Source organism: Buttiauxella sp. BIGb0552 (assembly GCF_004366275.1).
Lineage (GTDB): Bacteria > Pseudomonadota > Gammaproteobacteria > Enterobacterales > Enterobacteriaceae > Buttiauxella > Buttiauxella gaviniae.
Genome location: NZ_SODY01000001.1, coordinates 71,135 through 85,508 on the forward strand (window position 1 = coordinate 71,135; position 14,374 = coordinate 85,508).

The 14,374-nt window shown below is 49.2% G+C and carries 10 protein-coding genes; 6 read left to right on the forward strand and 4 right to left on the reverse strand.

Annotation, left to right across the window (positions count from 1 at the left end; genetic code table 11):
- Positions 1–71 precede the first annotated feature (71 nt).
- The gene (gene emtA, locus EDF88_RS00350) at positions 72–680 is read left to right on the forward strand and encodes a membrane-bound lytic murein transglycosylase EmtA (RefSeq protein ID WP_034455250.1); all 609 of its coding nucleotides are present in this window, start codon (positions 72–74) and stop codon (positions 678–680) included.
- Between the two features lie 116 nt (positions 681–796).
- Here the strand turns inward: emtA and EDF88_RS00355 are convergent, their stop codons facing one another.
- On the reverse strand, positions 797–1,528 hold the full coding sequence (locus EDF88_RS00355; RefSeq protein ID WP_134182123.1) for a flagellar brake protein: 732 nt from the start codon (positions 1,526–1,528) through the stop codon (positions 797–799).
- A gap of 233 nt (positions 1,529–1,761) precedes the next feature.
- On the opposite strand from EDF88_RS00355, the gene EDF88_RS00360 reads away from it, so the two are divergent.
- Positions 1,762–2,013, forward strand: a complete 252-nt coding sequence (locus tag EDF88_RS00360) for a GlsB/YeaQ/YmgE family stress response membrane protein (RefSeq protein ID WP_064511831.1) — start codon at positions 1,762–1,764, stop codon at positions 2,011–2,013.
- Positions 2,014–2,177: 164 nt separating this feature from the next.
- Here EDF88_RS00360 and ygjK read toward each other — a convergent pair whose 3' ends face one another.
- Entirely contained in the window at positions 2,178–4,547 is a 2,370-nt protein-coding gene (gene ygjK / locus EDF88_RS00365; RefSeq protein ID WP_134182125.1) for an alpha-glucosidase, read from the reverse strand.
- Between the two features lie 9 nt (positions 4,548–4,556).
- Positions 4,557–5,624: a protein YgjJ gene (ygjJ, locus tag EDF88_RS00370; RefSeq protein WP_134182127.1), complete on the reverse strand. Its 1,068-nt coding sequence runs from the start codon at positions 5,622–5,624 to the stop codon at positions 4,557–4,559.
- 185 nt (positions 5,625–5,809) lie between these two features.
- On the opposite strand from ygjJ, the gene ebgR reads away from it, so the two are divergent.
- From ebgR to EDF88_RS00390, 4 genes are all read left to right on the forward strand, one after another.
- A complete protein-coding gene (ebgR, locus tag EDF88_RS00375; RefSeq protein WP_134182128.1) occupies positions 5,810–6,793 on the forward strand; it encodes a transcriptional regulator EbgR in 984 nt (327 codons plus the stop codon).
- Between the two features lie 171 nt (positions 6,794–6,964).
- A complete protein-coding gene (ebgA, locus tag EDF88_RS00380) occupies positions 6,965–10,036 on the forward strand; it encodes a beta-galactosidase subunit alpha (protein ID WP_134182130.1) in 3,072 nt (1,023 codons plus the stop codon).
- 13 nt (positions 10,037–10,049) lie between these two features.
- Complete coding sequence (locus EDF88_RS00385; RefSeq protein WP_134182132.1) at positions 10,050–10,502, forward strand: beta-galactosidase subunit beta; 453 nt, start codon at positions 10,050–10,052, stop codon at positions 10,500–10,502.
- Between the two features lie 91 nt (positions 10,503–10,593).
- A complete protein-coding gene (locus EDF88_RS00390) occupies positions 10,594–12,093 on the forward strand; it encodes an amino acid permease (RefSeq protein ID WP_134182134.1) in 1,500 nt (499 codons plus the stop codon).
- 82 nt (positions 12,094–12,175) lie between these two features.
- Here the strand turns inward: EDF88_RS00390 and EDF88_RS00395 are convergent, their stop codons facing one another.
- Positions 12,176–14,353, reverse strand: coding sequence for a TonB-dependent siderophore receptor (locus EDF88_RS00395; protein ID WP_134182136.1), 2,178 nt, complete (start codon positions 14,351–14,353; stop codon positions 12,176–12,178).
- Positions 14,354–14,374 lie beyond the last annotated feature (21 nt).

Below are 14,374 nucleotides of genomic sequence, written 5' to 3' on the forward strand. Positions count from 1 at the left end.
AGGCGGCGATGAATCAATGTTGTTTACCCCACAGATTTCAATATTCCGGGTAACTTTATAAGGATAGATGCGTGAATATCAGATGGCTCATTGTATTGGTTTTGTTTTTAGCAGGCTGTTCAAGCCATACCACCAAACAGCCCGAGTGGGACCCTACAAAACCGGTACAACGTGCATTAACCTGGATGCCAATAACCGATCAGGCCGCAAAAGAGTGGGGAGTAAGTCCACGGGTGGTTACGGCGATTATTGCTGTGGAATCAGGCGGTAATCCCACGCTTGTCAGCAAGTCCAACGCGGTTGGTCTGATGCAGATTAAAGCCTCAACCGCTGGCCGCGATGTGTATCGCCACCTGGGATGGGGCGGCGAGCCGTCAACCAGCGAGCTCAAAGACCCGGCCCGTAATATTTCGATTGGCACGGCTTATTTAAGTATCCTGGAACATGGCATTCTGGCTGGTATTGAAGATCCGCAAACTATGCAATATGCGTTGCTGGCCTCTTATGCTAACGGTGCAGGGGCTCTGCTCCGAACCTTCTCATCGGATCGCAAAAAAGCCATTAACGAGATTAATGATCTGAGCCCTGACGAGTTTTACGATTACATTGCCAAGAACCACCCGGCACCTCAGGCGCCGCGCTATCTATATAAGGTGTCGCGGGCTTTAAACGCCATGTAACAAGTCATTTTTAAAGCACAACCGCACATCCCAGTCATATCGTTTTCTATGCGTCTGGGGTTTGCGGCCTTTCGCCTTTATGCAACTCGAATTTTTTAGTGTCTGTCTTAAACTGTTTACTTCACTCGTTCTGCTTTTTCACGCGCCGATCGTTCCAGCGAAAAAATAATGCGCTGTAGTTCGCGCTCAACGGCCGGGTTCACATTCAGGAAGCGGAAACTCAGGCGAGGGGTGCTGATGGTCTGATTTTTACCGTCGATGACTTTTCGTTCCGAAAGCGTTATCAGCTGCATATCAAAGTGAAATTTACCCCACTGCACTAAATCTATTTCCACCTGTGAGAAACGCATTCCGGCGCTCAGCCCTTCCGGCAGAGGCCCATCAACCAGTGCGCCCATTCCCCCTAATGACAAATCACATAGCCTGAACTGGAATGGCGAGCCATTAGAGAGCGTGGTATTGCAGAGGTAATAGGGCTGAAGTGGGGCACTGATGCGAAAGTATTCCCGGCGTTGTACGAACCACAAAGCGGGAGGTAGCGGGGCGTGGAATGCCGGTAAGTTCAGGTAACTTATTACCTGCATCTTAGGCATTATAAATTCTACCTTTGCTCCTTCCGTCTCAGCAATGAACTGTATGTTGGTCGCTTTTTGCGCCGCCTGATTTTCATGCCCCTGGCTTCCAAAATCCACGATCAAACCAGTCGCCGTAACCTCAAGGATTTTGCTGATAAATTGCCCCGATGGCCAACTCAGACGAACCGGGACTTGGTTTTTATGGAGATCACGTAACACGCCTAATACTGCCAGAGGACTTTGTTTCAGAAACTGCTCGTTATAGTTACTCAAGGCCAGGTCCATGTTGTGGTTTTTTGAAAGCGGTAAGCAATCTTATCGGCAATAATGTAAAAAACTTAAGATAAATCTCAAGGCGCGATGCGGATAAATTCAATAACTTAGTGATGCTAATCACATTTTTCTAACATTTGATTATACTTAGCGTACCGACAGACAGAACCCGCGACGAAACTGATGTGGATTCTGGCTTGTTACCACACACAATAATGAAGAGGATGTTCAACATGGGTATTCTGGCCTGGATTATTTTCGGTTTGATAGCTGGTGTTATCGCAAAATTAATTATGCCTGGTAAAGACGGCGGCGGGTTTATCCTGACCTGTATTTTAGGGATTATTGGTGCTGTCGTTGGTGGATGGATTGCAACATTTCTTCATATCGGCGGCAGCGTCACGGGCTTTAACTTGCCAAGTTTCCTTGTCGCAGTAGCAGGTGCGATTATTGTTTTGGTTATTTACCGTATGGTTCGTCGCTAACTATCCTCGTCATACTTGAAGTCGTCTCGGCGTTGGCTGCACTCACTCACCCCAGTAAGCTCCTGGGGATTCCTGAGTTTGCCGCCTTGATGCAACTCCAATTATTTAGAGGATAGGTCTTTACCTATTTTGTAACGGCCCCATTTGGGGCCGTTTTACGTTTGCTACTTTTGCGTGAAGAAATCGTTATACAGCATGTAGAGATGTGCGGCGCTCCAGGAGAAATTCGGTGCCCCCTGTTGCGCGCCATTAAGCGGATTATAGTTCTCGCGAATAGGACCATCGCTCATCAGGCCATTGGCGTGGGCAAAGAAACGATTAGCCATCTCCACGGCATCGGCGCGATAGCCATACCGTTCCATTCCTTTTAGCCCAAAGTAGAATTGATCCACCCACACTCGTCCACGCCAATAAATATCAGCGCCAAATGCCGGATTCGTCAGTGCCGCGGTCCCGAGTGGCACGTAAGTATTAAACTCTTTTGGATCTTTCATGACCTTCACGACGGCATCAGCATGGGATTGAGTTGCAGCACCATTAAATAACGGTGACCATCCTTCCGGTCCCTTGCCCCGCGCAACGATTGGTTTGCCGGCACAGCCATTGGCCAAAGGTTTATCTTCAATCCGAATGTCGTAATAGAAGCCCGTGGCATCGTCAAACATACAGGTGTTGATATAGCTGGCCAGTTTCTTAGCGTGCTGGCTAAAGTGTTGTTCATCTTGCGGTTTGCCGAGAATTTTCGCCATTTCAGCCAGATAACTGCTGTCGCTGTACATGTAACTGGCCTGGTCAACTGACTCCTGCAAAAGTGAAAAACCGACAAGGCGCCCACTTGAGTCGCGGTTTTCAGCAAACAGCACCTGCCAGTCTTCGCGTTTGCCGCCTTTATCCAGATAACGTTGCAGTTGGTCAGGGTCGATAAAGCCAAATACGGCAGCGTCATCACGCCCGGACTCCCACGAAGCAGCAACCTGAGCCGGAATATCAATGCTGTCATATTTCCCGCTACGCAAAACTTGGTTGTAGTTCTCAAGCCCTACCATTTTTTGCTCTTTGCTGCCGCGTTTGACGGTAAAGATCATTTCACCCTTTGCGGTGTTGTGGGCTTTGTCACGAGTGGCACCATACTCAGGTACACCATTTCTGTTGTGGTCACGGTTACGTAACCACCAGTCATGATAAGCCACCAGATGCGGATACATTTCCTCAAGCCAGGCTTTATCCCCCGTGGCTTTGTAGACTTCCATCACAGACCAGGCGGCAAGGCTTGGCTTGGTATTGCGTTCATTCCAGTTGCTACCATCACCGCCACGTTCTGGGCTGGTGTTATAGGCAATCAAATCTGGAACAAAGCCTGCATCCCATGGGCGTAATGGGTCATCGGTTGGAATCTGCCAGGCGAAGACTGCGCGAATGTTATCTTTTGCCACGTCAGGATTAAAATGTGCCATAGCGTAAGCCTGCTTCCAGGTATCCCACGGCCAGGTTTGGTTACCGGAAAACCAGCGTCCAGTTACAGAAGGTGTGACGGAGTCAAATTTCATCGCACCTGCCACGCCACGCCAGTTTCCATTCAGCGTTTCGATAGCTTTTACTGCCACACGGGTTTGTGCCGCCGTCGCGGCAGGGTTTTTTAGCCCGGATTTCAAATAACCTTCCCAGCGCTGCTCGGATGCTGTCTGGTAGGTTTGAGGATGCTTGAGAATATCAGCGATTTTACTTTGTTCTTTTTGTACTTCAGTAGCCGTCAATAAATGAGAATAAGTGGTGTAGAGGGTGGTCGAGCTTTCAATATTGGCTTTTGCAATAAAGCGGTGGCCGTCAATTTGGGTGCGCATCGGCAGCGTTTTATGGATTTGGTACTGTGATTGGCCAGATGTCATCAGGTTTGAGTCGGCACGCACTTTGCCAAAAGTGACATTCAGACCATCTGATGTGGCATGTAGCGTGCGGGTGTAGCCCGGAAACGCCTGCTCAATGGTTTCATCAGACTGAGGTTTTTGCTCCTGAAGATGAGACTTCTCCAGTAATTCGCCATCCCAAACTAGCTCCAGCGGTGCGTCAGTGGTGATTTCTGTTTCCAGCAAGGAGGTGCGTGATGTCACAAAGCGCAACGTCATTTTCACAGTGACACCAGGGGAGGTGAGTGTCTGTATCAATGCCCCAGGAATGCTGTATGCCTTCATTGTAAATGCGATTTTTTTACCATTCTGGTACACGCTCAGGCGGTCGAAATTATTCGCCATAAAGTTGATGTACTCTTCGGTCAGCAAAGCAGGGCCTGGGAAACCACCCATTCCTTCGCTACTTGCTGGCAGCAAATGCCCATGCCAGGCACCATCATCAAAAAGCGGATTAAATCGTTGATGTTCGTCGAAATCGTAATCAAGCATCGCGTGTGGTGCACCGGTGCGATCGATAACGTTCTGGAAATCATTGGCCATTAACGTGGTGGTGTCGTGCTTTGTTGAATGGCAACCCGCGAGCACAAGCAGCATCGCGAGCGGGGCAAGACGGAAAATTGTTTTCATGAAGTATCCTTACCAGTAGAAATATTGCATCACGAATATCGAATTGCTGGCGTTCGTGGTGTCGTTATGAAGATAAAAACGGCTGTCGAGTGCAGTGGCGAGTTTTCCACCAAAGTATTCGTACCAGATACCAAACTGTGCGTAAGAGGTGGTCTGGTCTTCGGCGTTATCTAACAGATGCTGCGCGTAGCTCCAGGCGGTTGAAAGATAAAGTCCTTTAGCAGGTTCAACCATGCCGCTGATCATCATCCCGCTCTCACTACCAGGGTTATAACCATCGCCTTTGCCGGTATGGTGCCAGACTCGTCCTGCGAGGTGTTTACCCTGTAAACCCAGCAGATACATCAGCCCGGTGCCGTCGGTCACTTCCAACCCGCTCAACATGGTTAAATCATCAAGAATGTCGTACTGGAGGTAGCCGTTGATCATCGCCTGATAGGTATATTTATCTGAATAGCGGTCATATTTACCGAAGTGCAACCACGCTTTGCTCTCGTCGACACGGCTCTCTGGAGCTGCTGTGACACTGTAACGTAGCTTCCCAGTCAGGTTTTGTATCTTAGCGGCGTAGGTTAAATCACGGGTATTGGGGATGACATAGCCATACTCCGGCGTGAAATCTCCCCACCATTGCAAATCGTCCAGCGATGAATCGTTACGGGCACTTAAAATAAACTCGGTGCCTTTATCGGTACGATAGCCGCCATAAAAACGGTTAATCCCACCTTCAAAACCGCCCCAGCTGTGATCGGGAACCCAGGCATTACCATTATTGTCTGCCTGAACCGTCCAGCCTTCCCCATATAGCAGACCAAACCAGTTACCGTGTTTGACCTCAAGGCCGCCTTCGATATAAGTCCCGTCGCTGTATTTATGCTTGTCGTCGCCGTTAAGGTAAACGCTGCCACCCAGGCCCATCTCGCCATAAAAACGAAAGGCGGTGTTACTAGTATCTGCTGTAAGCGAAGGTGGTTGCGGAGTCTGGCGTGCTGCCGGAACAACGCTTTCTGCTGCCAGCAATCCCCCTGCGGGTGCGAACAGTGTTAGCAGCGGTGCCATAGATAAAATCTTAACCATACAATCCACTCCTTGTTGTTATTGCGGTTATCGATCCGTGGAATGCCGCTCATACTAGTTAAATATTTACTAAAATATATACTTAAATCGGTAAAGCGATAAGTGGATCACAATGCGAGTAGGGCTATACACGTAGTCGCAATGCCATTAAGCTATTGTTTTCACCTCTTGATTATTGGGATCTTATGGCTACATTGAAGGAAATCGCTCATGCGGCTCAGGTATCTGTGGCTACGGTTTCACGGGTCCTGAATGACGATCCCACACTGAGCGTGAAGAGTCAGACCCGTCAGAAAATTCTCGAAGCGGCAGAGCGGCTGGAATACAAAGTCCCCAGTGCCAAACGTCAGGCCGGTCAGCGTCTTACCTTTGCGGCTCTTTATACTCATGGGCAAGAGCTGGAAATCAACGATCCCTATTACCTGGCTATGCGTTATGGCATTGAAACTCAATGCGAAAAACTGGGTATTACGCTGGTTTCCTGTTACGACTTCAAAGGCGATCGCCCCTTGGTGGCAGCCGACGGTTTACTGGTAATTGGTAAACCCCAGCCTGCAACACAGGCGGTGCTGGAGCAGCAGGATTTGCCGTTGGTGTATCTCGATGGGGTAACTAACGATCCACGGTTTGACTGCGTAAGCGTTGATTTAGCGAAAATCAGCCAGAAGGTGATCGACTTCTTTATTTCACGTGGTTACCTGCGTATCGGCTTTATCGGTGGCCGGGATGACCCGGAATATGCCGATCAGCGCGAACAGGCGTTTGTTGATTATGGGCGTAGTAAAAAAGTTGTTCAGCCGCAGGATGTTTACTATGGGGACTTTAGTAGCCAGGCCGGATACCAGTGCGCGATGAAAATGCTTGCATCATCAAGCGATTACCCACCAGCCTTGTTTGTGGCGACCGACTCTATTGCGATTGGTGTTCTACGCGCTCTGCATGAACACGGTATTAAAGTACCAGAGCAACTGGCTCTGATAAGCGTCAACGATATCCCTACCGCGCGCTTTGTTTACCCGGCGCTTTCAACGGTAAGAATTCACTCTGAAACCATCGGTGCGCAGGGCGTTAACCTGCTGATGGAACGGCTGCGTGACGATCGCACCATCCCGCTATCGGTATTTGTCCCCAGCTCTTTGCAATTGCGTGACTCGACAACATCTGAATAAAATCAACAACTCATCCCATAAGCCCTGCTGGTTTCTTACATCAGCAGGGCTTTTTGTTTTATACCGCGTGTTGATTTATTGTGATCGCCGCGGCATTTAGTAAACTTTAATTTTTAGTTTTACTAAATATTTACTATTGTTTGCCCATACCCACGTAATGAGGATGTTGGCGTGAACAATTGGGAAAACATAGAAAAACAATCTGAGAACCGACTGCCACCGCGCGCCTGGTTCCACGGTTATGACAGTGTTGAAAAGGCAAAAGAGCTAAACCGCGAGCAAAGCCTGGGCTTTTCATTGCTAAGCGGAAAATGGGCGTTTAACTATTTCGACCATCCGCAAAAAGTACCGGCCGAGTTTTACCACCAGCCTATGGCTGAATGGGGTGAAATCACTGTTCCGGGAATGTGGCAAATGGAAGGCCACGGTAAACTGCAATATACCGATGAAGGTTATCCTTTCCCTATTGATGTGCCTTTTGTTCCGACCAACAACCCAACCGGTGCCTATCAGCGCCAGTTTTCGCTACCGTCAGACTGGTTACAACGCCAGGTCATTATTAAATTCGACGGCGTAGAAACCTACTTTGAAGTTTATGTAAATGGCCACTATGTAGGCTTTAGCAAAGGCAGCCGTCTGAGCGCCGAGTTTGATCTCAGCCCGTATGTGAAGGCCGGAGAAAACTTGCTGAGCGTGAGGGTGATGCAATGGGCTGACTCCACCTATATTGAAGATCAGGATATGTGGTGGATGGCGGGTATTTTCCGTGATGTTTATCTTATTGGTCAGCCGAAAGTTCATGTACATGACTTAACCGTGGTGACGGAATTTGATGAAAACTACTGTGATGCTGAGCTCCAGGTATCGTGCGACTTAAACAATATATCGGCCGCACCTGTCGCGGGTTTGCAACTGCATGCGCAATTGTTTGATGGTGAAAAATGTATCGCTGAGCAAATCCTTGATGCACTTAGCGTACAGAACAGTGCCACCTGTCAGTTCCTGATACCGGTAAAACAACCGAAGCAGTGGAATGCTGAGCACCCCAATCTTTATTTACTGCTGCTGACGCTGCGCAATAACCACGGTGAAATCATCGAAGTAGTGCCGCAGCAAGTCGGGTTCCGCGACATCAAAGTGCGCGACGGCCTATTTTACGTTAATGGTCGTTACCTGAAATTGCATGGTGTGAACCGCCACGATCACGATTGCCAGAAAGGCCGTGCAGTCGATATGGCGCGTGTTGAGCGTGACATCGTCCTGATGAAGCAACACAACATCAACTCAGTACGTACGGCCCATTACCCGAACGACCCGCGTTTCTATGCATTGTGCGACCAGTACGGCCTGTTTGTGATGGCGGAAACTGATGTCGAGAGTCACGGTTTTGCAAACGTCGGCAATATTAGCCGCATCACTGACGATCCAACGTGGGAACAAGCCTACGTCGAGCGTATAGAACGCCACGTTCTGGCGCAGAAAAACCATCCTTCTGTCATCATCTGGTCCCTGGGTAACGAGTCAGGCTACGGCTGCAATATACGTGCGATGGCAGCACGCTGTAAGCAACTTGATCCCACCCGTCTGGTGCATTACGAAGAAGATCGTGACGCCGAAGTCGTGGACGTGATCAGCACTATGTATTCACGCGTCTCAATGATGAATGCCTTTGGTGAATACCCTCATCCTAAACCACGCATTATCTGCGAATACGCCCATGCAATGGGCAACGGGCCTGGCGGGTTAGCGCAATACCAGGCCGTATTTAATCAGCATAAAAGTTTGCAAGGGCATTACGTCTGGGAGTGGTGCGACCATGGTTTACTGGTGCATGACGAGCAGGGGCGTGAGCGCTATCAGTATGGCGGTGATTACGGCGACTACCCAAACAACTATAACTTCTGCATGGATGGGCTTATCTATCCGGATCAACGTCCAGGCCCAGGCTTGCGTGAGTACAAGCAGGTGCTTTGCCCGGTCAATATTCGCCCGACGCAACAGTGTGATGTGTTGCTGGTGGAGAACCGCTACTGGTTCAGCACACTTGGTGACATCGAGTTCAAGGTCGCATATCAGGTCGATGGTAAAACCATCGCACAGCAAACATTGTCACTGCCACACTTGCTGCCAGGTGAAGCCGAAGAGCTGCAATTGGCTGCACCTGTGGTGCCAGCAGGTGAAGTGTTTATCAATGTTGAAGTTGTTAAGCGCAGTGCGACAAGCTGGAGTGATGCGATGCACTCGCTTGGTCAGTTCCAGATCTTGCGCCAGCAGGCGGTTTCTCGTGAGCTATTGCCACTCAATCAGCACAGCGCATTACGCTGTGAAACGCAGCAAAACAGCCTGGTTATCAGCGGCAATCAATTTTCTCTGACTTTCTGCCGCCTGAGTGGTGAGTTGGTTTCATGGTTGGTAGACGGTGAGGAAATTGTTGGGCGCGCGCCGCATCTAACCTTCTTTAAACCGACTATCGATAACCACAAGCAGGAATTTGAGGGTTTGTGGCAGCCGTATCACGTGCACCTGATGCAGCATAATTTCCGCACCATGCGTCATTTCTCGCAAGGTGAAGATACGGTTGTTGAGGTTACCAGCACGATTGCACCACCAGTGTTTGATTTCGGTATGCGCTGTACTTATCAGTGGCGCATAACTCCGGCAGGCCATGTCAGCCTGGATTTGTCAGGTACACCATATGGAAACTATCAGGCCATTGTTCCAAAAATTGGCCTCGATTTCGGCATCAGCACACGCTTTAAACAGGTTGAGTATTATGGCCGTGGGCCAGGTGAAAACTATGCTGACAGCTGCCAAAGCAATCTGATTGGCCATTACCGCCAGCCGGTAGAAAGCCTTTTTGAAAACTACCCGTTCCCACAGGATAACGGCAACCGCCAGGATGTGCGTTGGTTGAGTGTTGAAGATGAAAAGGGTAACGGTATTTTCATCCAGCCATCTAAGCCGATTAACTTCAGCCTATGGCCATATAGCGCAGAAATGTTGCAACAGGCGCAGCACATTAATGAGCTGGAAAAGGGCGATTACCTGACATTAAACCTCGATGATCAAATCCTCGGACTTGGCTCCAACTCATGGGGTTCCGAAGTGCTGGATTCATTCCGCGTTTACCTCAAACCATTCCACTACGGTTTCACTATGGTGCCGTTCAGTAAAGCGCAGGTGGAGACGGTTGATCTCGCGAAATACGATTTCCAACCGCAAACCAACCGCGCACTTTCTTGATAGGGCAAACGTAATGATTATTTTAAATACCTTAGAAGATTTTAAGCAGATTTATCGTGCGGGGAAAAAATGGCAGCGTTGTATCGAAGCTATTAATAACCTCGAAAATATTCAACCTAATATTTTTTATTCAATTGGTGATTCTTTGGTTTATCGCCTTGCAGAAGGCCCAGTAAATAACATGGATTTATTCGAAGGGAATCGCCGTTATTTCGATGTTCATTATTACCTTGCGGGACAAGAAACCGTTGAGGTTGCAGCGAAAAACGAGTTAACCCCAGAAATTGCTTACAGCGATGAAACTGACCGTGAGTTTTTGCGTGGGCAGGGTGTTAAACATCAGCTTAACGCCGGAAACGTCATCATCTGTGAAAACCACGAAGCACACCGGTTTTCGCAGGGGAAAGACGTCAAAAAAGTGATTTTAAAAGTCACGATTGAAGAAACGTATTTTCTAAATAAATAGGGTGTTAAACGCCTGACTGGTGTCGGATGGCGCAGGCGCTATCCGACCTACGAAAAAATTATTAAAATTTACCCTACAGTGTGGAGTTCGTATGGCTTCAACAAACAGAAATACTATTGGCAAGTTCGGGTTATTAGCGATGACATTTGCGGCGGTGTTTAGCTTCAATAACGTCATTAATAACAATATTCAGTTAGGTATAGCATCGGCACCGGTTTTCCTGGTGGCGACACTCATTTATTTTATTCCGTTCTGTTTAATCATCGCGGAATTCGTCTCTCTGAACCGTAATTCCGAAGCGGGAGTTTATGCCTGGGTGAAGAGTGCGTTAGGTGGCCGCTGGGCATTTATCACCGCCTACACCTACTGGTTTGTTAACCTGTTTTTCTTTACCTCGTTACTACCGCGAGTTATTGCCTACGCCTCATATGCGTTCCTTGGCTATGACTATATTTTCACGCCGATAACGACGGCAATAATCAGCATTTGCCTGTTTGCTTTCTCCACCTGGATTTCAAACCACGGGGCAAAATTGTTGGGGCCGATGACCTCAGTGACCTCCACGCTGATGCTTCTCCTTACGTTCTCCTACATCATTCTTGCAGGGGCTGCCGTGATTGGTGGCGTCGAACCGGCTGACCCAATCAACGTGCAGGCGATTACACCGCAGTTTAGCTGGGCATTCCTCGGTATTATCGCGTGGATTTTCCAGGCCGCAGGTGGTGCTGAGTCGGTTGCGGTGTACGTCAATGACGTAAAAGGCGGCAGCAAAGCCTTTGTTAAAGTGATCATTTTGTCTGGTTTATTCATCGGTGGCCTTTATACCGTCTCCTCACTGCTGATTAACGTCTTTGTTCATAAAGCTGATTTGCATTACACCGGCGGTACGGTGCAGGTATTTGAAGGGCTGGCGAATCACTTTGGCTTGCCAACGTCGCTGATGAACCGCTTTGTCGGGATTGTCTCCTTTACTGCGATGTTTGGCTCACTGCTGATGTGGACTGCTGCTCCTGTGAAAATCTTCTTTACCGAAATTCCAAAAGGTATTTTTGGTGAGAAAACCGTGCGTCTTAACCAGCATGGCGTACCGACTCGTGCAGCGTGGATTCAATTCCTGATTGTTATCCCATTGATGCTTATCCCAACCGTGGGTTCGGGTAGCGTACAGGAGTTGATGAACACGCTTATTAACATGACCGCTGCCGCGTCAATGTTACCGCCGCTGTTTATCATGCTTGCCTACCTGAACCTGCGTATGAAATACGATGAGGTCAATCGTGATTTCCGTATGGGCACACGGATGCAGGGGATCACCATTGTTAGCTTGTTGATAGTCATTTTCACCGTCGGGTTTATTGCATCCACATTCCCGACCGGTGCCAGCATTATGACCATCATGTTTTATAACGTTGGTGGGCTGGTTGTCTTCCTCGGTTACGCCTGGTGGAAATACAATAAATACGAGAAAAGCCTCGATGCCCGTGCGCGCTATGAAGCTGATACGCCATTGGCACAAATCGCACTGGAACAGCAGCAGGGAAAGCCAGCTTCACCGCTCGCAGGTGAGGTCGCGATAACACGTCAGCCATAGAAAAACGGCCCCAAACGGGGCCGTATCTATGTTTCGCAGGTCGGATTAGCGAAGCGACATCCGACACTGGAGTTAACAAAACTTAAAAATCATATCCCACGGTTGCAATAACAGAACGCTCTGCACCCCAGTAGCAATAGCCGGTACCGTAACAGCCCGCAACGTAATCACGGCCTGTCAGGTTGGTGGCATTAACTTGTACGAAAGCCCCTTTCAAAGATGGCGTCCACGCACCCATATCGGCACGTACCATCGCATCAAGCAGAGTGACAGAAGGTACACGCAGGGTATTCTCGTTATCTGCCCATTGCTTGCCAATGTAGCGTACACCAGCACCCAGACTGATACCTAAGTCGGCTTTGAACATTCCCCACAAGCTTGCCATTTGGTCAGGCGTCACATACGGCGTGTTGCCGTCGTTACCGTCGATTGCATCTTTAAAGCGTACTTTGTTGTACGTGTAACCAGCGATGGTTGAGAAACGCTGATTCCACTGCGAACGCGCTTCCAGCTCAACGCCCTGCGAATGAACTTTACCTGCTGGCTCAAAATAGCTGCCCTGAACTACACGGTTACCGACATCTTTTTGTGTCAGGTCGTACAGCGCAACGGTATACATATCTACTGTGCCAGCTGGCTGATATTTCACACCCGCTTCGTACTGCTCGGCAGTGGTCGGCTTCAGCAATTTGCCTTCAGCATCAGGCAGAACCTGCGGTGTAATTGCCTGGCTGTAACTGACGTAAGGAGAAACCCCGTTGTTGAACGCATACAGCAGGGAGGCACGTCCGCTGAAATGATCATCGGTGCGGTTATCTGTCACGTCACTGTCAATGGCTTCAGCCACGATATGGCTTTTGGTCACCATATGGTCGTAACGACCAGAGAGTGTCATATGCCACTGATTCCACTTCATATCATCTTGTAAATAGACGCCGGTTTGTTCGTACTGACGCTTACCTGCTTTGGTCAACAGACCCTGGTTGATAGTGGAGTAAGTCGGGTCACGCGGATCGTAATAGTAGAAACCGCCAGGTCCACCGGACTCGCCCGTCCATGGGTTTAGGTTGGTGGTATAAGCAGAATCGTCAGACAGGTTATTGGTGTATTTATGGAACTCCCCGCCAAGCACCACTTTGTGGTCCAGTTCGCCGGTTGCGAAATCTGCTTCCAGTTGGTTATCGATGGCGTAAGCGTCGAGAGACGAGGTTTCACCGCTGTAATAACGCATCAATTCGTCGTGCGCGGCATCTGCCCAGCCAATCTGGTAAGCCTGCTTGAGGCCCACGTTTGAGTGGGTGTAGCTGGCGTTGGAGCGGAACGCCCAAGTGTCATTAAAGCTATGAGCGAACTCGTAACTGTAAATCTGCTGGTGGCGTTTGAATTCGTCATTGCCCGGTTCTACATCAGAGAAGCCGGTGCTGAGTTTACGGCCAGTAGACGAATAGAGACTACCATCTGCCGGAACCGATCCGTGGAAGCCACCTGAAGGATCTTTTTCCAGGTATGCACGCATCACCAATGAGGTATTTTCGCTCGGCTGCCATAACACAGACGGGGAGATGGCATAGCGTTCTTCACGGGTTTTCTCATACTGGGTATCACTATTTTTTGTCATACCGATGAGGCGCCAGGCCCATTCATCGTTAATCGCATTGGTATAGTCGAATGCGGTGCCGGTGGTATTGTTGTTACCGTACATGGCGCGAACGTGGCCTTCCTCAATGAACTGCGGTCGCTTTGAGGTCTCCATTACCAGTCCGCCAGGAATGGTTTGTCCGTAAAGAGCTGAAGAAGGCCCTTTGATAACGTCAATACGCTCAAGGAACCATGGATCAACCTGCACCACGTTGTAGCTGCCGCCGTCACTCATCAGGCGCAAGCCATCAAGGAAGATGTTATTCACATCACCGCCGTGGAAACCGCGCAGTGCGACAGTGTCATAACGAGTTGCACCACCAGCAAAACCAGTGAAAGCACCCGGTGTGTAGTTGAGCGCGCTGTTTACAGATAATGCACCCTGATCATCAATTTGTTGACGAGTCACGACAGACACCGACTGACCGGTAGTGATTAACGGCTCATCAGTTTTAGTAGCACCACGACTAACCGTCGCGCTGTAACCCTGAGTTGGGCTGGTGGAGGTTTCTGTCAGTGTGTCGGTCACAATAACGGTATCTTCCGCCATCGCGTAGGTTGGAGCAGCAAGAGCAAGCGCGCAGAGTAAAGCGGAACGCTTTACGGTAAATGCCAGTTTCATTTTATTATTTTCCCGAGAATG